The organism is Desulfoluna spongiiphila, assembly GCF_900101345.1.
Taxonomy (GTDB): domain Bacteria; phylum Desulfobacterota; class Desulfobacteria; order Desulfobacterales; family Desulfolunaceae; genus Desulfoluna; species Desulfoluna spongiiphila.
In genome coordinates this window covers 18,331-38,581 of sequence record NZ_FMUX01000032.1, presented here as the reverse complement: position 1 = coordinate 38,581, position 20,251 = coordinate 18,331, and the positions used below count along the sequence as shown (strand labels likewise).

Annotated in this window: 16 protein-coding genes; 9 read left to right on the top strand and 7 right to left on the bottom strand. The window is 58.2% G+C overall.

What is annotated here, in order from left to right; all coding sequences use genetic code 11:
• Window positions 1-63: 63 nt before the first annotated feature.
• A complete protein-coding gene (locus BLQ12_RS25665) occupies window positions 64-828 on the bottom strand; it encodes an electron transfer flavoprotein subunit beta/FixA family protein (protein WP_092215654.1) in 765 nt (254 codons plus the stop codon).
• A gap of 429 nt (window positions 829-1,257) precedes the next feature.
• Between BLQ12_RS25665 and BLQ12_RS25660 the strand changes: the two genes are divergently transcribed.
• The 5 genes from BLQ12_RS25660 (at window position 1,258) to BLQ12_RS25640 (ending at window position 6,941) form a co-directional block, all read left to right on the top strand.
• On the top strand, window positions 1,258-2,466 hold the full coding sequence (locus BLQ12_RS25660; RefSeq protein ID WP_092215652.1) for an acyl-CoA dehydrogenase family protein: 1,209 nt from the start codon (window positions 1,258-1,260) through the stop codon (window positions 2,464-2,466).
• 250 nt (window positions 2,467-2,716) lie between these two features.
• Entirely contained in the window at window positions 2,717-3,403 is a 687-nt protein-coding gene (locus BLQ12_RS25655) for a TetR/AcrR family transcriptional regulator (RefSeq protein WP_175470072.1), read from the top strand.
• Window positions 3,404-3,850: 447 nt separating this feature from the next.
• Window positions 3,851-4,927, top strand: coding sequence for a phosphotransferase family protein (locus BLQ12_RS25650; protein ID WP_092215649.1), 1,077 nt, complete (start codon window positions 3,851-3,853; stop codon window positions 4,925-4,927).
• A 2-nt stretch (window positions 4,928-4,929) separates the two neighbouring features.
• Entirely contained in the window at window positions 4,930-5,691 is a 762-nt protein-coding gene (locus BLQ12_RS25645; RefSeq protein ID WP_092215647.1) for an SDR family oxidoreductase, read from the top strand.
• Between the two features lie 473 nt (window positions 5,692-6,164).
• Window positions 6,165-6,941, top strand: a complete 777-nt coding sequence (locus tag BLQ12_RS25640; protein WP_092215646.1) for a LabA-like NYN domain-containing protein — start codon at window positions 6,165-6,167, stop codon at window positions 6,939-6,941.
• A 501-nt stretch (window positions 6,942-7,442) separates the two neighbouring features.
• On the opposite strand, the gene BLQ12_RS25635 is transcribed toward BLQ12_RS25640, so the two are convergent.
• A complete protein-coding gene (locus tag BLQ12_RS25635; protein ID WP_092215645.1) occupies window positions 7,443-8,807 on the bottom strand; it encodes a sigma-54-dependent transcriptional regulator in 1,365 nt (454 codons plus the stop codon).
• The gene (locus BLQ12_RS25630) at window positions 8,776-10,575 is read right to left on the bottom strand and encodes an ATP-binding protein (RefSeq protein ID WP_092215643.1); all 1,800 of its coding nucleotides are present in this window, start codon (window positions 10,573-10,575) and stop codon (window positions 8,776-8,778) included. Before BLQ12_RS25630 ends, BLQ12_RS25635 begins: the two co-directional genes overlap by 32 nt.
• Window positions 10,576-11,219: 644 nt before the next feature.
• Here BLQ12_RS25630 and BLQ12_RS25625 point away from each other — a divergent pair.
• Window positions 11,220-12,659 carry a Do family serine endopeptidase gene (locus BLQ12_RS25625; protein ID WP_226860068.1) on the top strand — a complete coding sequence of 480 codons (1,440 nt, stop codon included), beginning with the start codon at window positions 11,220-11,222 and terminating at the stop codon, window positions 12,657-12,659.
• Window positions 12,660-13,655: 996 nt separating this feature from the next.
• Here the strand turns inward: BLQ12_RS25625 and modC are convergent.
• The 3 genes from modC to modA form a co-directional block, all read right to left on the bottom strand.
• Window positions 13,656-14,384, bottom strand: coding sequence for a molybdenum ABC transporter ATP-binding protein (gene modC / locus BLQ12_RS25620; protein WP_092215641.1), 729 nt, complete (start codon window positions 14,382-14,384; stop codon window positions 13,656-13,658).
• A 217-nt stretch (window positions 14,385-14,601) separates the two neighbouring features.
• Window positions 14,602-15,300, bottom strand: a complete 699-nt coding sequence (gene modB, locus BLQ12_RS25615) for a molybdate ABC transporter permease subunit (RefSeq protein WP_092215639.1) — start codon at window positions 15,298-15,300, stop codon at window positions 14,602-14,604.
• The gene (modA, locus tag BLQ12_RS25610; RefSeq protein ID WP_092215637.1) at window positions 15,300-16,073 is read right to left on the bottom strand and encodes a molybdate ABC transporter substrate-binding protein; all 774 of its coding nucleotides are present in this window, start codon (window positions 16,071-16,073) and stop codon (window positions 15,300-15,302) included. The genes modB and modA overlap by 1 nt, the downstream gene beginning before the upstream one ends.
• A gap of 134 nt (window positions 16,074-16,207) precedes the next feature.
• Here modA and BLQ12_RS25605 point away from each other — a divergent pair, with 134 nt between their 5' ends.
• Together BLQ12_RS25605 and BLQ12_RS25600 are read left to right on the top strand one after the other, a co-directional pair.
• On the top strand, window positions 16,208-17,320 hold the full coding sequence (locus tag BLQ12_RS25605; RefSeq protein ID WP_092215636.1) for an XRE family transcriptional regulator: 1,113 nt from the start codon (window positions 16,208-16,210) through the stop codon (window positions 17,318-17,320).
• 297 nt (window positions 17,321-17,617) lie between these two features.
• Window positions 17,618-18,370 (top strand): DUF364 domain-containing protein, encoded by a 753-nt coding sequence (locus tag BLQ12_RS25600; RefSeq protein WP_092215634.1) that lies wholly within the window; start codon window positions 17,618-17,620, stop codon window positions 18,368-18,370.
• 503 nt (window positions 18,371-18,873) lie between these two features.
• On the opposite strand, the gene BLQ12_RS25595 is transcribed toward BLQ12_RS25600, so the two are convergent.
• Complete coding sequence (locus BLQ12_RS25595; protein ID WP_092215632.1) at window positions 18,874-19,500, bottom strand: MBL fold metallo-hydrolase; 627 nt, start codon at window positions 19,498-19,500, stop codon at window positions 18,874-18,876.
• Between the two features lie 169 nt (window positions 19,501-19,669).
• Between BLQ12_RS25595 and BLQ12_RS25590 the strand changes: the two genes are divergently transcribed.
• Window positions 19,670-20,215, top strand: coding sequence for a cysteine hydrolase family protein (locus BLQ12_RS25590; protein ID WP_092215630.1), 546 nt, complete (start codon window positions 19,670-19,672; stop codon window positions 20,213-20,215).
• Window positions 20,216-20,251 lie beyond the last annotated feature (36 nt).

The window sequence follows — 20,251 nt, the reverse complement described above, 5'->3', positions numbered from 1 at the left end:
AGCCCTCTTGACCCTGTGATTCATCCGAACTTTAACCATAAAAGGCATCTTTTTGATTTTTTCTTACCCCTTCAATACCTGGCGTTCCTTGAGATAGGCGATGAAATGTGCGGCCTGCTCTTCCGGTGAGCCTTTGATGCGGTGGCCGCGGCCCCGCTGGATGGGGGGAGAGGTGCCGGTGACCGGTGTCGTGACTGTGGGGGCGGGCGGGGGCGCTTTTCTGCATTCAATGGGACGGCTGCGCGCTTTGATCATGTGGGTGATGTTGGGGTAGCGGGGGGTGTTGAATCCCTGCTGCACGGTGACAAGGCAGGGGAAGGGGAGGCTGACCACCTGCCGGATGCCTGCCCCGGCGTCCCGGGTGACCTCAAGGGTACTTAGGCCTTGTTTGATGCGGAGTTCTTTGACGGCCTGGCTGGTATGGGGGATGCCCAGCATGGTGGCCAGGGCAGGGCCGGTCATGCCCTGCATGAGGTCTTCGCTCATGGCGCCGCAGAGGATGAGGTCGGGCCTGAGCTCGTCAAGGACCGGAAACAGGGCCGCTGCCGTTTCCGTTGCGCAGAGGGGCTCGGTGTCCGTCTTGATGTGCACGGCCCCGTCGGCCCCCATGCCGAGCCCGCGTCTCAGGGACTCGGTAACCCGGTCGGGACCCACCGAGATCAGGGTGAGAACGGTTCCTGCACGGGATTCTTTGATGCGCAGTGCCTCTTCCAGGGCATGTTCGTCCAGGCGGTTGATGCGGAAATCCGTGGGCGTCTCCTCCCGATCCGGCGGGACGCGCGTTAAACCGGCGTTGTGGACCTGCTTGATGAGAACCGCGATGTGCATGGGTATCTCCCCTTTGGTTGAATGTGTGTCGCTCTTAATGTAGCGCGGGGGGCGGTGGGGTTCAAGTCAAAAGCGAGCGCTCGTTCTTTTTTTTGTTGACAGAAAGGGAAGGGGCTTCTTAGAATACCTTTCAGCAGCGATATCCTTACAGTACAAGCACACCCTGTGGATATTGACCACGTGACCGGCCGCGGAGCAACCCTTTCGCACCGACGTGCTTCCGAGGCCGGTCACCCCACCTGAGAGAGGGCGTTACGGACATGGCCCGAATTATTTCATACGGCACGGACAGGCAGCCTTCGGAAGCCAAAGGTACGACAACCTGACCGACCTGGGCAAGGCACAGGCCAAAGCAGTGGGCGTCCATTTCCATCTTTGATTCGCGACAGCCGTCGCTTTTAAGTGTTTACCATAGATGAGGAGACCGTCATGGATTTTGGCGTATCGGAACGCATCGAGACCATCGTTTCAATGATCAACGAGTTTGTGGAACGGGAGCTGATTCCCATGGAGCCGGAGTATCTCGTGCATGATTTTAATGAGATGCTGCCGAGGCTTCGGGAGAAGCAGGCCATGGTCAAGCAGATGGGGCTCTGGGCTCCCAATTTCCCCGTGGAGTGCGGGGGCATGGGGCTCTCTCTCGTGGAACACGGGCTGGTCTCCGAGGCTTTGGGGCGCTCGCCGTTGGGTCATTTTGTGTTCTGGTGTCAGGCGCCGGATGCGGGCAACGTGGAGATCCTTCATATGTTCGGCTCCGACGTCCAGAAGCAACGTTTCCTGAACCCCCTGGTGGCCGGCGATATCCGGAGCTGTTTTTCCATGACCGAGGTGGACATGCCGGGGTCCAATCCGGTGATGCTGGAGACCATGGCTGTTAAAGATGGCGACGATTACGTCATCAACGGCCATAAGTGGTACACAACCAGCGCCGACGGAGCTGATTTTGCCATTGTCATGGCCGTTACCAATCCCGAGGCTCCCCCCTATCTTCAGGCCAGCATGATCATTGTGCCAAGCGACACCCCGGGTTTCAATATTGTGCGCAACATCCCGGTCATGGGCCACGAGGGCAATGGCTACGGCAGTCATGCCGAGATTCTCTACCAGTCCTGCCGGGTGCCTCAAACGAATCTTCTGGGACCCGAAGGCCAGGGGTTTGTCATCGCCCAGGAGCGCCTGGGGCCAGGACGCATCCACCATTGCATGCGCTGGCTGGGGATCTGCAAGCGGGCCTTTGACCTCATGTGCAAGCGGGCCAACGAGCGGGTCATCGCCCCCAACGGGAAAACCCTGGCCACCCGCCAGATCATCCAGGGCTGGATCGCCGAATCTGCAGCCGAGATGGAGGCCGCCCGCCTCATGACCCTCCACGCCGCCTGGCAGATCGACAACGTGGGGGCGGCCAAGGCCCGGGACAGCATCAGCATGATCAAGTTTGTGGTGGCCAACACCATGAACCGCATCGTGGACAGGGCCCTGCAGGTCCACGGTGGCCTGGGCATGACCGACGATACCATCTTGGCTTATTTCTACCGTCACGAACGCGCCGCCCGTATCTACGACGGCGCCGACGAGGTCCATAAAACCTCTCTGGCCAAACGGATCCTGCGGAGCTATGAAGGACGGGAGGTGAGGTAGAAAAACGAGCCTCCGGCGGCAAGGTGTGCCACCTTGAAAGCTGGTTACGAATGCGCTTTGCCCCTCGTTCCTCGGGTCAAATCACATCCGTATTTGTGTCGACGTAAACGTAAAATATGGTTTAAAAATCTGTTTGTTAAACTTTTCAAAAGTTTAGCCCCCGGCAGGGCCGCCGGAGGCATAAGCTGAATGGTTACCATTCGTTTTTAGTTTGGGTAATATCAGCATGAGACAAGGGCAAGGGACTGACGTGACGACGAAAGATTATCGTGTATTTCAAGAGAAGTTCGAGGTCTCCAGGGAGGAGATGATCCGGGAGCTGTTCCGGGAGAACGCAGGCTCTATCCGCGTAAAAAAGGAGGCCACGGCAGTGAAGAACCTCCAGCGGATCATCCAGGCGGTGTTCACCATCTCCATGGAGAAGGGGTTCCAGGCCATGAGCATGCGGGACCTGTGCACCGAAAGCGGCCTCTCCATGGGGGGGCTGTATGGGTACATCAATGGCAAGGAGGAACTCCTGGCCTTGATCCAGGGCCAGGGACGGCGGATCCTGGAGCGGTTTCTACGGGAAAGCGTCACAGACCTCACCGACCCCTTTGAGAAACTCGGTGCCCTTATCCGGGCGCATATCTACCTGAGCGAGGTGGCCCGGCCCTGGTTTTTCTTCAGCTTCATGGAGTCCCGGCACCTGGGAAAAGAGGACGTCACCCGTGCCCTTGCCATGGAAGCGGCAACGGAAAAGGCCCTCACCGACCAGATTGAAGAGGGCATCGCGGCAGGGGCGTTTACCCCGTGCGATGCCAGCCTGACAGCAGGGCTGATTAAGGCCATGCAGCAGGACTGGTACCTGAAACGCTGGAAGTTCAAAAAGCGGGGCATCTCCGTGGAACGCTATGCTGACGCTGTTATCGAGATGGCCTTCTCACGGTTAACCTAGGTTCAAGGAAACGTTCACTTCCGTGGTCAAGGCCGGTTCAAAAAAAAGCGTGCCTCCGGCGGCGAGGTGAGCCACCTCGAAAGCATATAGCCCATGCGCTTTGTCCCTCGTTCCTCGGGCCAAATCGCATGGGCCTTCGGCTCGGGTTTCGCCCGGCATGAACGCTGAGGGTTTATGCGAGCTGGCTCACCAGCTTCGACGGAACAGGATACGTTGTCGCTACTTGTCCATTGTGGATTTAACCGCACTGCCTCCGCTTTGGGAAAAAAGAACCGTAAAAACGTTCCCGATGGGTAATGCCAAGCTGTCGAGATTCTTTCGACGGAGCCTTAAAAGACATACGTAAAACCTGTTTGTCAAACTTTTCAAAAGTTTGGCCCCCGGCAGGGCCGCCGGAGGCTGTTTTTTCTGTCTGTTTTCATTCTGAGATATGGAAGAGGAGAGCACATGAAGGATACGGCACAGACGATTCGTGACGGAGAGGGCCTGGACGAGGGCAAGCTGTACGATTGCCTGGTGGCCAACATCCCGGGGCTTTCAGGGCCCCTTACCCTGACACAGTTTCCCAGCGGTTTTTCCAATCTGACGTATCTGGTACGCGTCGGAGAAACCGAGATGGTCCTGCGCAGGCCTCCCTTCGGGGCCAAGATCAAGAGTGCCCATGACATGGGCCGTGAGTACCGTATCCTGAGCGCCTTGAGACCCCATTTTCCATACTGCCCCGAGCCCCTGTATTTTTCGGAAGACCCGGAGGTGATGGGGTGCCCCTTTTACATCATGGAGCGCATGGATGGGATCATCCTGAGAAAGGAGCCCCCCAAAGGGCTTGCCTACACCCCGGCGCAGGCGAAAGGGCTCTGCGAAAAATTATTGGACGTTCAGGTGGCCCTCCACGGCATTGATGTGGAAAAAGCGGGCCTCGACTTTCTGGGCAGGCCCGAAGGGTACGTCAAGCGGCAGGTGGAGGGGTGGAGCAGGCGCTATCGCAACGCCAGGACCGATGACGCCCCTGATTTTGAAGCCGTCATGGGGTGGCTTGCAGACAACATGCCGCCGGATACCTCCCGTCCCGCCATTGTCCATAACGACTACAAATTGGACAACATCGTATTGTCCGAGGCCAACCCCATGGAGATCATCGGGGTGCTGGACTGGGAGATGGCCACCTACGGCGACCCCCTTATGGACCTCGGCAACTCCCTGGCCTACTGGGTGGAGAAGGACGACCCCGAGGAGATGCAGATGGTGCGTCTCATGCCCACGAACATGGACGGGGCCCTTTCCCGTGCCGAGATGGTGGCACGCTACGGCAGGCTCACGGGCCGTGATGTCTCGGGGTTTGATTACTACCATTGCTTCGGCCTGTTTCGCCTGGCCGTCATCGCCCAGCAGATTTATCAGCGGTACCATAAGGGCCTCACCAGGGATAAGCGGTTTGCCATGCTTATTTTTGCGGTGCAGATTCTTGAAAGGGCCGCCCTTTCATATGTACTGAACCAAAAATCAACTGATCATGGGAGGTAGGTATGGCTGTATCGGTTTCACTTGAAGGGAAAACGGCACTGGTTACCGGCGCGAGCCGGGGCATCGGGGAGGCCATTGCCATGCGGCTGGCAGAGGCCGGGGCGCTTGTGGTGCTTTCGAGCCGTAAGATCGAAGGGCTTGAGGTGGTGAAGGCAAACATTGAAGCTGCCGGAGGCAAGGCCCATGCCGTGGCCTGCCACACGGGGCACCTCGATCAGATCACTCATCTGATGGAAGAGGTAAAAAGGCTCTGTGGAGGCCTCGACATCCTGGTGAACAACGCCGCGGCCAACCCCTACTTCGGTCCCATGGTGGACGCCGAGGAGCGGGCGTGGGACAAGATTTTCGACGTGAACCTCAAGGGTCCGTTTTTTATGATCCAACACGCCACAAAGTTGATGAAGGCAGGCGGGGGCGGATCCATCGTCAATGTCGCCTCGGTGAACGGCGTGCGCCCGGCCTTTTTTCAAGGGGTCTATTCCGTGAGCAAGGCAGGGATGATCGCCATGACCCAGGCCCTGGCCAAGGAGATGGCCCCGGACAAGATCCGGGTGAATGCCCTGCTCCCGGGGCTCACCGACACCAAGTTTGCGTCTGCCATTACCCAAAACGAGGACATCATGAAGGAGGTGACCCGGCAGATTCCGGCGGGGCGCGTGGCCGATCCCTCGGAGATGGCCGGGGCGGTTCTCTACCTTGTTTCGGATGCGGCCTCGTATGTGACGGGCAGCTCCCTTGTGGTGGACGGGGGGATGCTGGCCTGATCGCTGGACTCAAGGAGATTGTTTTACGTCAAAGGGCGTGGGCTTGGGAATGAAACCCGAAGTGCACGCCTTTTTTTATGGCGTGCCTGCTGCATGTGATGGGCGGGGAAGGGGCATGGGGGGGTGCGCCAGGAGAATATCCGTTTTTCGTTGGGGGTCTTAAAAATGTTCCCCCTTTGTGGCAAATGAAAATCTATGGTAAAGATGTGAATGATATTCCTACACTATATGATGGTGCATGTTGTTTTTTTTGGCTGTGCGCCTGCGTGATCGCAGATTATGAACCGTGGCCTTGCGGAAATGGGTCGGGGGTTGAGGGCATCAATGGATGATACGCTCATGTTATCCCGTCGTCATTGCTATCCGGTGAGGTCGTTTATTATTTTATGCGTGGCGAATCGTTTGCTCGGGGGGGCTTTTTTTTATTGATTTAGGAGAAATCGTCCCACGCATGTATTGGAGATTTGTACATTATGCTTAAGGCAGGTATTTTTCTTGATGTAGACAACCTCAGCTTTAACGGCGGATGGGGCATGCGCTACAGCGTCATTCGCGACCTGGTTTCGGCCCAGGACACCACCATTGTCCGTGCCAACGCCTACCTGGCAGCGGACTTTGACCGTGAAGAGTTTGATCACGAATACCGCATGCGCAGCGAAGAGTACCGAAACGCCATGCGCCGGGCCGGATTTCACCTGATTTTGAAACCCGTGAAACGCTATTTCAACGACGACGGGGATACCGTGGTCAAGGCCAACGCCGACCTCGACCTGGCCGTGGATGCCCTTCTCCAGTCCGAGAACCTCGATTATGTGCTCATCGGCACCGGAGACGGCGACTTCCTGCGCCTGGTCAGGGCTCTTCAGAATCGGGGGAAACGGGTGGACCTGCTCTCCTTCGACAACACCAGCTCCGAATTGCGCCGGGAAGTGGACAACAGCTTTTCCGGATTTCTCGTGCCCGGGCTCATGCCCAGCCGGTTCGACAACAAACGCAGGGAGCGCGGCATCATCTACTCCGTCAAAGAGGGCCGTGAGTACGGTTTTCTCAACATGCGTACCGGCCTGGGCGTGGGGGAGGTGCAGAGCAATGTCTTCTGCCACGTCAACGACTTTGAGCCCAAGATCGTCAGCGACCAGCTCATGCGGTACAAGCGCGAAGGGGTGATCCTGGAGTTCGATGCCATCGAGCAGGGCCCGGACAAGTACAAGGCGGAAAACATCCAGGTGTTTGACTGGAAGAACAGATAAAGCACATGCTCCGGGGTGCTGCCCCTTCACATGTGTTGACGGGCTGCGCCCGTGAACGGGAATGTGTGTGCGGCTTGTGGTGTCGTAGGCTGCTTGTCGCTGCGAGATACATGACCACAGGAAATGGCACGGAAAAAGGAAAGGGCTCGTGATTCTTTTAAGATCACGAGCCCTTTGTGTTTTTGATCCAGCCTGGTGGCCTGCGTAACTATTCAGCTCAAAAAAACAGCCTTCTATGGTTAAAGTCGGATGAACGACAGGGGCAAGAGGGCTCAGAGTAAAAACCAAAAAGATGCCTCCGGCGGCAAGGTGTGCCACCTTGAAAGCAAGTTGCGAATGCGCTTTCCCCTTCGTTCCTCAGGGAAAATCACATTCGCCTTTAAAACTGCATTCATTCAAAAAGAGTTTTTAAGATCTGTTTGTTAAACTTTTTAAAAGTTTAGCCCCCGGCAGGGCCGCCGGAGGCTTTTTTTGATCTGAATCGTTACATTTTTTTATCCCTTAAGGCATGACCCCGTATGCTTTGAGTTTTTTGTGCAGGGTTTTTCGGGTGATGCCGAGCTGCCGGGCGGTTTCGCTTTTGTTGTTGCCGGTGGCGTCCAGGGTGAAGAGGATGGCCTCTTTTTCCACCTCCTCCAGGGGGCGGACTTCGCCTGAAAAACCGGCCGTGGAGTGTGCGGGTTCCAGCTGTTCTTCTTCCATGAGGCGCAGGGACTCGGTGCCCACGTAGGGGCTCTGGCAGAGGACCACCCCCCGTTCCACGGTGTTGATGAGCTCACGCACGTTGCCCGGCCAGCGGTACCGAACCAGCAGGTCCATGGCTTCCGGTGTGAAGCCGGAGATCTCTTTGCGGTTTTTTTCGGCCAGGCTTTTTAGGTAGTGCTGGGCGATGGGGGGGATATCGTCCCGCCGTTCCCGTAAGGCGGGCAGGTAGAGATCCACCACGTTGAGTCGGTAGTAGAGGTCTTCCCGGAATTTTCCTTCCCGCACGAGATCCGCCAGGTTTTTGTTGGTGGCGGTGATGACGCGGACATCGATGGGGATTACCTCTTCGCCCCCCACCCGGGTGATTTCCCGTTCCTGCAGGACCCGCAGGAGCTTCACCTGCATGGACAGGGGCATCTCCGAGACCTCGTCAAGGAAGATGCTGCCTCCGTGGGCCTGGATGAACTTTCCCTCTTTGCGTCTCTGGGCACCGGTAAAGGCCCCCTTCTCGTGGCCGAAGAGCTCGGATTCCAGCAGGGTTTCGGTGATGGCCGCGCAGTTGATTTTCACAAAGGGGCCTTCCCTCCGGGTGCTGTTGTAGTGGGTGGCTCCGGCGATGAGCTCTTTGCCGGTGCCCGACTCCCCGGTGATGAGGACCGTGGCTTCGGAGGTGGCCACCTGGGCCACGGTGTCCAGGAGCTGGGTCATCACGTTGCTTCGGGCGATGATGTTCTGCCGGTCGAACTGCTCCTTCAGGGAGAGGCGCAGGCGCTGGTTCTCTTCCTGGAGGCGCTGGCGTTCCGTGGCCCGTTCGATGGTGAGGCGGAGCTTGTCGAAGTCAATGGGCTTGGTGAGGTAGTCGTAGGCACCGTTTTTAAGGGCCCCCACCGCCGTCTCAATGGAGGAGTAGGCGGTCATGATGATGATGGGGATGGCCGGGTTGATCTTGTTGATCCTCTCCATGGCTTCGAGGCCCGAGACCTTGAGCATGCGGATGTCCATGAGGATCAGGTCGAAATAGCGCTCCTTGACCATCTCAATGGCGGGCTCCCCGTCGTTGGCTTCAAAGATGGTGTAGCCCCACCCGGTGAGAAGGGTGGCCAGCATGGTTCGATGCGAGGTGTCGTCGTCAACAACCAGAATCGAGAAGTTTTTTGTCATGATCTGTCTGCTCCGCTTTGGTTGGGATGACCAGGGTGATGGCGGTGCCTTCACCTTCGATGCTCTTGATACGGATTTCGCCACCGTGGGCTTCCACGATGTTGTGACTGACGGCCAGTCCCAGCCCGGTTCCAGATGCTTTGGTCGTAAAATAGGGGTCAAAAATGTGGGCGAGGTTCTCATCGGAGATACCGCACCCGGTGTCGGTTACCGTAAGGACCAGGGTGGACGATCCCACGGGACGGTTGACGTTCAGGTCGATGCTGCCACCCGGTTCCGTTGCCTCAATGGCATTTAAAAAGAGGTTCAGCAGCACCTGGCTGATTTTGTCGGGGTCGAAAAAGGCCGTCTCCGGGGCGTCGTCAAAGACCGTGGCGATGGTGATGCCCCGCTCCCTTGCCCGCATGCTGACGAGCTTGACGCAGTTGTCCACAAAGGGATCCAGGTCCACCCGCTTGGGGGAGAGGCTGACGGGGCGGGCGAATTCGAGGAGTTGCCCCACCACCAGGTTCAGCCGGTCCACCTCCTTGATCATGATCTGGGCGATGTTCAGGTCGTTGGGGTTGTCCTTGTAGCGCTCGCTGAAGTAGGTGGCAAACCCTTTGATGGAGCTTAAGGGGTTTCGGATCTCATGGGCCACGCCGGCGGCGAGTTTGCCCACCGAGGCCAGGCGTCGGCTTCGCTCCACCTCTCGTTTCAGGGTGCGCACTTCGGTCAGGTCCTTGAAGAGGCAGAGGTACCCGGTGACCAGGTTCTCTTCGTCCCTCAAGGGGGCGGCGCTGACCTGAAGGGGCAGGGAGACCCCGCCGGGGGTGGTGCACTCCAACTGGTCCTCCACCATGCCGATGCCGTATTTCAGCTCATGGAGCCGGGCGGTGAACTCCTCTGGCAACAGGGCCCGGGCCTCTTTGCCCGTGGTGTTGTCGGGCAGCTGCATGATCTTTTTGGCCACATGGTTGAAGGAGAGGATCCGAAAGGAGCTGTCAAAGGCCATGAGTCCGATGGGCAGGTTCTCGACGATGGTATCTGAAAAGGCCTTAATCCGGGAGAGGGAACTTCGCGTGGACTGATACGCCTGGATCATAAAAAGGAGAATCACCCCGCCGAAACCCGACAGGAGCAGCACCACCCCGGAGATCAGGGAGTCCTGCATCTCTATTTTCCCGGCTTTTTCCACGGAGCTCATGTCCAGGCCCACGAAGATGATGCGTTCCGGGGCTTTTTCCAGCTTGAGCACGGCATCGGGGAGGACCCGGTTGTCGTATTTGGAGATCTGCATCCGCAGCAGGCTGGAGGCCTCCTGGGTGAATCGGCGGAAAATGACCAGGGTCTGCTTGCCCCCCTCTTCGTGGTTGATCTGCCAGAAGAGGCGGCCGGAACCGGCAATACGCTTCAGGTCCAGCTCTTTGCTCTGGTAGGTGAGGTTGAGGTGCTTGCCCGCCAGGGAGGCCTTGTTGTGGGCGATGATACGGCCGTCGTCCTGGGCCACGAGGATATAGGAGATGTCGGGCTGGCGGGCCGTCTCAAAGAGGAGTTTCTGGAGTTTTCGGGTCTCCCGGAAATTGTCGGCCATGAAGCCGGTGCGGGTGCTGGCCTCAAAGGAGCGGATCAGGGCGGCCCCCTTTTCGATAAGGAGCTGGATACTGTTTTCCCGCTGGCGTTTGATTTTGTCAAAAGTGACCCAGGAGGAGATGGGCAGAAGCACCACGACCGCTCCGATAAAGATCCAGGGCGGGACTTCTGACCAGAATTTCCGTTCCGATGGCATACCGTCTCTCTTCTATTGATGGTTTCAGGGCATGGCCCCCGGTCACCGGACCGAAGGGGCCGCGTTTCGCCCAATGGATTTAGATTAGCAAAACCAGTGCCAGAGTGTGCCGCTCCGGCCGGGACAGGGCCGTCAGGCCAGTCGGTGAAGGGCCGGTACCCAGGGCTCAACACCCTAGCCTGCAAGGCCGATATGGGGCCAGGGACACCTGTGGCTCCGGCGGCATGTCGTGCCGTCTTTTTTCTTCACGGGCTCCTTTTTTACAGGGGCCCGGGGGGCGGTGGTTAAAAAATAACCACGGCCATCCGGTTACATGGGATTCGCATGGCTAAAAAGTATCCACCATGCCGCCCGGGTCTGCAAGAAAAAAAGATAAGGAGATGTTGAAGAAGAACCAAAGCTGTTTATCTTCTTAACCATGACAGGTGGTTATGGGGTGTTTCTGCTGATTGGTTTCGGGTTTTGGCACAGCGGTTGCACTAAACGTCTCCACGCCTTTCGAAGGCCCGGCTCAAGAAGCAAAACGCAACACACCCAGACAAGCCTCTTTTCCCCCTTTTTTTGGAAACCCATCCGGGCCGGGTCCTTCGGAAGCTTTTTTAGTTACGAGACGACAACGTTTAACATACGGAGCTACCCAATAGATGATGCACACACGAGAAACAGCCATCCCGCAATCGTCATATCCTTTACGTATCGCCGCCCTGATGATGCTTTCCCTTGCCCTGCTGTTCACGGCAGGTCCCGTCCGGGCTGAAACGGTCAAGATGATTCCCGCCGACTTTTCTGCTCTGGCGGAGAAATCGTCCCCGTCGGTGGTGAACATTCGTACCGAAAAAACCGTCAACGGCGGTGGGCGGGTCTCCCGGCACTTTCAGATGGATCCCAACGATCCCATGAATGAGTTTTTCGAGCGGTTCTTCGGGGACCAGCGCCAGCGGGAATTCAAGCAGCGCAGCCTGGGGTCCGGCTTTATCGTCGACCCGTCCGGATATATCGTCACCAACAATCATGTGGTGGAGAACACCACGGAAATCAAGGTGATCCTCAAGGACGGCCAGGAGTATGATGCCACCATTGCCGGGCGAGATCCCAGCACGGACCTGGCCCTGATCAAGATTGAGGCCGACGAAGAGCTTCCCGCCCTTGAACTGGGGGACACCCAGGATGTCAAGGTCGGTCAGTGGGTCATGGCCATCGGCAATCCCTTCGGTCTGGGCCACACCGTCACCACCGGCATTGTCAGCGCCAAGGGCAGGGTCCTCGGCAGCGGGCCCTACGACGACTACATCCAGACCGATACCTCCATCAACCCCGGGAACAGCGGGGGGCCCCTGCTGGACCTTGAAGGCCGGGTCATCGGCATCAACACCGCCATTATCCAGGGCGGACAGGGGCTTGGGTTTGCCATCCCCGTAAAGCTTGCAGCGGGCATCATCGCCCAGCTCAAAGAAGACGGCAACGTCACCCGCGGCTGGCTCGGGGTCTCCATCCAGGAGATTGAAGGGGACGTGGTCAAATACTACGGCCTGTCCGGTGCCAAAGGGGTGATGATCATGGAGGCCTTCAAGGGCGACCCTGCGGAGAAGGCGGGCATCAAAGCCAAGGACATTATTCTTTCCATTGACGGGAAAAAAGTCGAGTCCATGAAGGACCTCACCGGCATCGTGGCCTCCCAGAAGGTGGGCGACAAGGTGAAGGTCACCTTTCTGAGAAACGGAAAAGAGAAGACCGTCAAGGTCAAGATCGCCAAGCGTGAAGACCGCAGGACAGCAGGGGCCAAGGGCATGGGCAGCGGGGACTCCGACCTCGGCATCGATATCGCCGCCATCTCCCCGGAAATGGCCAAGCGCTTCAACCTGTCTGACACGCAAGGGGTCCTTGTCACCGGCGTGAAGCCCCGAAGCAAAGGCAGCCAGATCGGCCTGGTCCACGGCGATATCATCAAAGAGGTCAATCACACGCCCATTCGCTCCGAAGATGACTACTTCGAGGTCCTGGACGATATTGAAGAGGGCGAGCAGGTGGACATGCTTATCATCCGAAGAGGACGTGGCTACGCCCTGGTCCGGTTCACGAAATAGGAACCCCCCTGAGACCTCTCAGCGGGAAACCACGCTGAGAGGTTTGTACGAAAAATCTCCTCATCGCGGCCCGGTGGCCCGGGCCGTCATCACGGTGTTTACATATAGCTTCATCCTTTATTCTCCTGAATTGCAGTGGTGCAAAACCCCCGGGGCATGGTGTCCCGGGGGTTTTGCATTTTATATGGATCGAAATTCAGCTCATCTTCCTGTGCGGGCCTCAGAATTCAGGGATTCCGTGTGTTGCCGCGAGCTTGCTGCTGTCCTGGCTTCTCGTAGGGATGGCGCGTCACACGCCAGTGCGGCACTTTGTGGCAGCCGCTGCCCATGCCGCATCGGGGCACGGAGCCTCCGGCTTATATGGGGGCCCTGGATGCGGGTGGCTAAAAAGTACCCAAAGGCTCAGATCGGGGGGTAATCATGTGGTTAGAAAGTATCCATAAAAAGATGGGGGTGGGGGGCTTCAGGAAACAGAGACTGTTTTTAAATCTGTTTTTGTGGTGGATATTATCTTTGATATCAACTTATTACATGTTTTGGCGAAATATATATTCAAACTTGGCACGCCGGTTGCATTTCTAACTAAACAAGCCTCTCGAAGGCCCGGCTTAACAGAACAAAACGCAAAACAACCCAAAGAAACCTCTTTTCCCCCTTTTTTGGAAATCCCTTTAAGCCGGGTCCTTCGGAAGCTCTTTTAAAGAATCTCCTCATCGCGATCCGGTGGCCCGGGTCGTTAACACGGTGTTTACATATATTCTTCATCCTCCTATCTCCACAAGGTTGAGGGGGGTGCCGAAAGGCTCCCCCCCGCAATCTGAAAACAGCAGTACCTTTTGCTGAAGAGGGCCTACAGGGACTTTTCAGAAAAAACACTTCATCCTTCATTCTCCTAAATTGTAGTGGTGTGAAACCCCCGGGGCAACGGTGCCCCGGGGGTTTCTTTTTTGGGGCGGGAGAACTGTCAACAATGCATAGTGAACGGAAAAGAGATGATCAGGAAACAGCAAGGGGGAAGGCTGCCTCAGCGGCGTCCCAAGGGGAGGCGAGGGCATCCTTTGTGAGGAGGGTTTCCGGTGTGCCTGAAGCCGTTACGCGCCCGTCCTGTAAGGCCACCATGTGGGTTGCCAGGGCACGGATCTCGGCGGGTTCGTGGCTGACATAAAGGACAGGGATGGAGACATGGCCCGCGAGTTTCTTGATAAAGGGGATTACCTCGGCCTTTCTCGCCGCGTCCAGGGAGGCCAGGGGCTCGTCCATGAGCAGCATGGCCGGGCTGGTCAACAGGGCCCTGCCGATGGCCACCCGCTGCTTCTCCCCTCCGGAGAGCCCTGCCGGGCGCCTGGCGAGGAGATGGTCGATGCCCAGGAGCGATACCACCTCATCAAAATCCACAAAGCGCAGATCAGCCGGGGTGCGCCGCATGCCGTAGGTGAGGTTGGACCGGACCGAGAGATGGGGAAAGAGCCGGCCCTCCTGAAACACATACCCGACCCGTCTTTTTTCCGGCGGAAGGTCGATGCCCTGTTCGGAATCGAAGAGGCAGAGCCCGTTGACACAAATACGGCCGGTATCGGGCCGAAGCAGTCCCGCCACCATGTTGACGACGGATGTCTTCCCTGCCCCGGACGGACCGTAGAGTGCCGTGACTCCGGTTCCGGGGGCCTCAAAGGCCACATCAAGGACAAACCGGCCCTGTGTATGGTGGATCTGCAAATTCAGCACGGGGTTGAATCCTTCCTTGTCACTGTTCAGCTTATGCCTCCGGCCGCCCTGCCGGGGGCTAAACTTTTAAAAAGTTTAACAAACAAGTTTTAAAACAGATTCAGTTTAATCTGAATCAATAGCGAATGTGATTTTCCCTGAGGAACGAAGGGGAAAGCGCATTCGCAACCTGCTTTCGAGGTGGCACACCTCGCCGCCGGAGGCATCCCCCTTTCATTTATGCCTTCATGCGGGCATCCACCTGGCGGGACAGGGTCTCGGAGATGATGAGGGCCACCATGGCGATGAGCACCGACAGGATGCACAGTCGCATGGCACCGGTCTCTCCGTCCGGCACCTGGGTGAGGGTGTAGAGGGCCAGGGGCAGGGTCTGGGTTTCTCCCCGGATGTTGGAGACAAAGGTGATGGTGGCGCCGAATTCCCCCAAGCTCCGCGCAAAGGCCAGGAGGGTGCCTGTGAGGATGCCCGGGGCCATGAGGGGCAGGGTGACCGTAAAAAAGACCCGCATGGGACCGGCCCCCAGGGTGCGGGCCGCCGCTTCGAGGCCTGGGTCCACGCTCTCCAGGGAGAGGCGCACGGCGCGGACCAGCAAGGGGAAGGCCATGACCGCAGCGGCCAGGACCGCCCCTTTCCAGGTAAAGGCCAGGGTAATGCCCAGGTATCTGTAAAGGGCGCCTCCGATGATGCCGTTACGCCCCAGGAGCACCAGCAGCAGGTATCCCATGACCACAGGCGGCAGGACCAGGGGCAGGTGCACCAGGGCTTCCAGGATGGATTTTCCCGGAAATCGACCCCGCGCCAGGGCCCAGGCCGTAAAAATCCCCACGGGCAGGCTGAGCACAACGGCCCAGCCTGCCACCTGAAGGCTCAAGGTCACGGCTTCCCGTTCCAGGGCGGTCAGGTAGAAAAAATCCATCACTTGACGCCGAATCCGTATTTTTCAAACACGGCCCGGGCTTCCGGGGTACGCAGGAAGTCCAGAAAACGTTTGGCTTCGGTGCTGTTGCCCCCTTTTACGGCGGCCACGGGGTAGACGATGGCCGGGTGGCAGGTTTCCGGAAAGGTTCCCACCACGCGGACCTTGTTGGAGATGGCGGCATCGGTGGCATAGACAAGACCCAGGGGGGCTTCTCCGCGTTCCACAAGCACCAGGGCTGCCCGTACATCCTTCATGGGGGCCAGTCGGTCTTTGACGTCGTCCCAGCTGTGAAGGGTTTCCAAGGCTTTTTTCCCGTACATGCCCGCCGGGACGTGGTCGGGGTCTCCCATGGCCAGCCGGCCGTTTTTACCAAGGGCAGCCGAGGGGGCAAAGCCCTGCGTGACATCCATGTCGGGGAGGGTGCTTTGGGACGGGGAGATGAGGACGATGCGGTTGTTCAGGAGGTCAAAGCGGCTTTCCTTGGTAACGAGCCCTTTGGTGTCGATGTAGTTCATCCATTTGGTGTTTGCCGACAGGTAGACATCGGCCGGGGCTCCGTTTCCGATTTGCTTGGCCAGGGTCGAGGAGGAGGCAAAGGAGGGCACCATGCGACCGTGGTTCCGAGCGGCATAAAGCTCACCGATTTCTGTGACGGCGTTGGTGGTGGAGGCGGCGGCAAACACGACCACATCGGCCTGGGCAACACCCAGGCCCATCAGGAGGATCAGGGCAACGGCCAGCAGCGGGGCTGTAAATCTGGTTGGTTTCATCGTTCATTTTTCCTTTGCAAGTATATTACAGGCGTACATACGACGCTTTAAAACGTCATTTGACATACTCACATTACATTTGGTAAGAAATCAGTCAATTACTTTTTTGACTTTCAATGCTCACAGGGAGGGCCATGGCACCGCTTAAGATCGATATCGTCTGCAATCTGAAAACCTATCGCCTCGGAAAGGGCTGGACCCAGGATGAGCTCGCAGAAAAAGCAGGGCTCAGGCGTCAGGCGATCTACGATATCGAATCCGGGCGCTATCTTCCCAACACAGCCGTGGCCCTGAAGCTGGCCCGACTCATCGGCTGCCGGGTGGAGGATTTGTTTGTGGATCAGGCCCCGCCGGAGACACGTCGCCTGGATGCCATCCATGGCGAGGCAGAGCCTGCAACACGTCTGGCACTGGGGCGCGTGCGCCACAGGCTGGTGGGACTTCCCATGGATGGCCCGGCGTCTACGGCCTTCGGGTTTTGCGCTGCAGACGGCCTGATGGCCCGGGGGACCCGTAGCGCGGAGATGCTTACCAGCGATGAGGCGTTGGGAAAGACCCTGATTTTGATGGGGTGCGACCCGGCCTTCGGGATCCTGGGGACACACCTCTCCCGAAAGATGCCCGATGCCCGGATCCACTGCCGGTTTGCCTCCAGCACGACGGCCCTTGAGGGCCTTCATCGCGGAGTGACACACCTGGCGGGCACCCACATGCACAACACCGGGGAGCAGGAGGCCAATCTGGTGATGGTCGACGAGAAGATGAAGAATACCCCCTGCCGTGTTGTGGGGTTTTCCCTGATGGAGGAGGGATTGATGGTGGCCCGGGGCAACCCGCTGGGGATCCGAAGGGCTTCGGACCTTGCCCGGCCCGGGGTGCGCTTCGTCAACCGTGAACCTGGGGCGGCCTTGAGGGTTCTGCTTGATGATCACCTGGAGCGTGACGGTGTCCCGGAAGGGGCTGTCTCCGGTTACCGTACCGAGGTCACCTCCCACGGGGAGGGGGCCGTCCGTGTCATCTGTGATGTCGCCGATGCCGCTTTGGGGCTCAAGGGCGTGGCCGAGGCCTGGAACCTGGACTTTGTCTCCATGGCCGTGGCCCGGTGCGACCTGGTGATCCCCGGCGACCTGGAGGCCCATGCCGGGATCAGGGCCCTTCTGGACCTGCTTCAGTCTCCGGCCCTGCGGCGGGAGATCGACAGCCTTCCGGGGTACGACAGCGCCGTGACCGGTAAGATGATTGCTTGATTCCCTCCCTGTTGTCAGAAGCGGCCAGGAAAACGATGCCTCCGGCGGTCCTGCCGGGGGCTAAACGTTTGCCTGATCTTATAACGACGGGTTTAATAAACAGGTTTTAAAAACAGACTCAGTTTAACCTGAATCAATTGCGAATGTGATTTTCCCTGAGGAACGAAGGGGAAAGCGCATTCGCAACCTGCTTTCGAGGTGGCACACCTCGCCGCCGGAGGCATCGTTTTTGTATTTTTATTTTTGCGCTGGCCCTTATCATTTTTTCCCCACGTCCCATGAATCGAGGAGAGTGCCATGCAACTCATCCGAAATCTGTCGGCTCATTTTTCTGACAAGGCGAGCCGTACCATTGTGACCTCCGTAACCATCGGCCTGAAGTACACGGCCGTGACCACCGACGACGGCGGTATCGGGCTGGCCTGGACGGACCCGGCCTCCCTCGGCTGCGGAAAATCCCAGGACTATCGGGATTTCGAAGGCCTGCCCGCCACCGAACTTCTGGACCTTTTGCAATCGTCTGTTCCCCTTCATCGCAGCATGGCCCTGGCCCTGGTCAACGCCTTGAATTACCATGAGGCCTGCGGGTATCCGGATGATACGGGGGACGGAGGCTGGATGGATTCCTTTGCCATTGGCCCTGAAACCCGGGTGGCCATGGTGGGATTCTTTCGACCCCTCATGAAAAAATTCAAGGCGCGCGGTGCCGTGGTGGAGGTGTTGGACGACACCCAGGGCGTGGGAGACCGGCCGTCGTTTCTGCAGAAGCTCGACGGGTGGGCCGAGGTCCTCTTGCTCACCTCCACCTCCATCCTGAATCAGAGCACCGAAGAGCTCCTCGCCCATCTGGCCCCATCCGTAACGAAGGTGATCATGCTGGGGCCCAGCACGCCGGTGGTGCCCGAAGCCCTTGCCCACCTGCCCGTGAGTATCCTGGCCGGCACCGTTCCCGTGGACCACGCCGCCGTGGTGCGGGCCGTCCGGCACGGCCAGGGCACCCCGGTAATCCACCGGTTCAGCCGCAAAGTGTGTGCTTTGTGTCGGTCCTGATTAAATCCGGGATATAGAAAATAGCCTGGGTGAACCATAGGGACACTGAGGGTTCAGAGAAAAAACAAAGGATGCCTCCGGCGGCAAGGTGGGGGCACCTTGAAACCCCATGGCGAATGCATGGGGACCGTCATTATGCAAGCGGTCTCGGATCATTCGCGTGATGTGTGACATGTGGCAACTGTTTTTGCAGGAGAGGCCCATTTCATCCTTCTGGAAACACCATGAAGGGCGTTTGGGCTTCGCTTGCGTTAAGCCGCAGGAGACCGTGCGGTAAAATCAACAATGGGCAAGTCGCGACAACGTACCTTAGTTACTTCGAAGCTTGTGAGCCAGCCCGCACAAACCATCAACGTTAATGTCGGGCGAAGCCCGAGTCGAAGGCCCTTGCGCTTTGGCCCGAGGAACGAGGGACAAAGCGCAAGGGCAATCAGCTTTCGAGGTGGCTCGCCTCGCCGCCGGAGGCCTGTTTTTTTCACCCACTTTAACCATAGAAGGCCTCTTTAAAACGACAGCGTGGCCTTTTCCCTGCCCACCGTGGAGGTGGGCTTTGCCCCGTAGTCATGGCCCGGCCACACCACCGTCTGATCCGGCAGGGTGAAGATCTTATCGCGCAGGGAGCGTTTCAAGGTCTTCAGGCTGCCCCCCGGAAGGTCGGTTCTGCCCACCCCTCCCACAAACAGGGTGTCCCCGGTGATGACATGGCCCGGCGTGTAGAGGCAGATGCCTCCCCGGGTGTGCCCTGGCGTGTGAAGGACCGTTAAGCGGCCCTTGCCCACCTCGATGACGGAGCCGTCTTTCAGGAGCCTGGAGGGCTTCGGCGATCCCTTGCCCCCAAGGGCCCGGGTGAGGGTCCGGTTTCCGATGCCTGAAATGGCTTTGGCGTCGTCCCGGTGAATCATCAGGGGCGCTCCTGTTGCCTCCACCACGGCCCGGTTTCCCGCCGTGTGATCGCTGTGGCAGTGGGTGTTGACGAGCCCCACCACCTCCAGTCCCAGGATCTGAACCTCCCGGAGTATCCGTTTTACCTCAAAGGCCGGATCCACAAGGACGCAGCGATGGGTGGCTTCGTCTTCCACGATGTAGGCAAAGTTGGCCATCTTGGCCAACCGGATCTGGTGTATGTTCATGGGGTCTCCTGGTAATAAGCCTATGGCTCTGAGCTATGTTTCATGTTGATTCGATGGTATACCCCGATGGGTGGGACCGATCGGGGATCGGCTAAAGAGTAACCCGGTGGCGTGGCGATGTCCATGGCCCGTGAAGGCAGAACCTTCCTGAATTGCAAAGGAGTGAGTGATGAAATCCGCGTTGGTGGTAATCGATGTCCAGAAGGGGCTCTTTGAGCCTGAACCCGCGCCCTTTGATGCCGATCTTGTGATATCCCGCATCAACACCCTTTCCTCCCGTGGCCGAAAAGCGGGTGTCCCTGTGATTTTCGTCCAGCATGAGACCGCTGACGGGGCCCTTTCCCACGGGACCCCGGTCTGGGAGCTGGATCCCAGGCTGCAGGTGGCACCCGGGGATCATCTCATCCGCAAAACCACCCCGGACTCTTTTTTGCGGACCCGTCTCACCGAACTCCTGACGAAACTGGAGGCAACGCACCTCATCCTCTGCGGGTACGCCACCGAGTTCTGCGTGGACACCACCGCCCGACGGGCCGCAGGGTTGAAATATCATGTCACCCTGGCCGCCGATGCCCACACCACCCACGACAAAGCCCATGCCCCTGCCGATGCCATTCGAGCACACCATAACGCCACGCTGCCTGCCATCGGGAGTTACGGCGTACCCATTGACGCGATATTGTCCCGCGATATCGTGTTTAACGAGGGTGCATAATTTTTGAGAAATAAATGACTTCTTTGCTATAACGTA

Bases quoted from the DNA above. Each gene is read 5' to 3' on its own strand.
- BLQ12_RS25640 (WP_092215646.1), top strand. From the start codon at position 6,165: ATGCTTAAGGCAGGTATTTTTCTTGATGTAGACAACCTCAGCTTTAAC.
- BLQ12_RS25635 (WP_092215645.1), bottom strand. From the start codon at position 8,807: ATGACAAAAAACTTCTCGATTCTGGTTGTTGACGACGACACCTCGCAT.
- BLQ12_RS25605 (WP_092215636.1), top strand. From the start codon at position 16,208: ATGGCACCGCTTAAGATCGATATCGTCTGCAATCTGAAAACCTATCGC.
- BLQ12_RS25645 (WP_092215647.1), top strand. From the start codon at position 4,930: ATGGCTGTATCGGTTTCACTTGAAGGGAAAACGGCACTGGTTACCGGC.
- BLQ12_RS25660 (WP_092215652.1), top strand. From the start codon at position 1,258: ATGGATTTTGGCGTATCGGAACGCATCGAGACCATCGTTTCAATGATC.
- BLQ12_RS25665 (WP_092215654.1), bottom strand. From the start codon at position 828: ATGCACATCGCGGTTCTCATCAAGCAGGTCCACAACGCCGGTTTAACG.
- BLQ12_RS25630 (WP_092215643.1), bottom strand. From the start codon at position 10,575: ATGCCATCGGAACGGAAATTCTGGTCAGAAGTCCCGCCCTGGATCTTT.
- BLQ12_RS25625 (WP_226860068.1), top strand. From the start codon at position 11,220: ATGATGCACACACGAGAAACAGCCATCCCGCAATCGTCATATCCTTTA.
- modB (WP_092215639.1), bottom strand. From the start codon at position 15,300: ATGGATTTTTTCTACCTGACCGCCCTGGAACGGGAAGCCGTGACCTTG.
- BLQ12_RS25595 (WP_092215632.1), bottom strand. From the start codon at position 19,500: ATGAACATACACCAGATCCGGTTGGCCAAGATGGCCAACTTTGCCTAC.
- BLQ12_RS25590 (WP_092215630.1), top strand. From the start codon at position 19,670: ATGAAATCCGCGTTGGTGGTAATCGATGTCCAGAAGGGGCTCTTTGAG.
- BLQ12_RS25600 (WP_092215634.1), top strand. From the start codon at position 17,618: ATGCAACTCATCCGAAATCTGTCGGCTCATTTTTCTGACAAGGCGAGC.
- BLQ12_RS25650 (WP_092215649.1), top strand. From the start codon at position 3,851: ATGAAGGATACGGCACAGACGATTCGTGACGGAGAGGGCCTGGACGAG.
- modA (WP_092215637.1), bottom strand. From the start codon at position 16,073: ATGAAACCAACCAGATTTACAGCCCCGCTGCTGGCCGTTGCCCTGATC.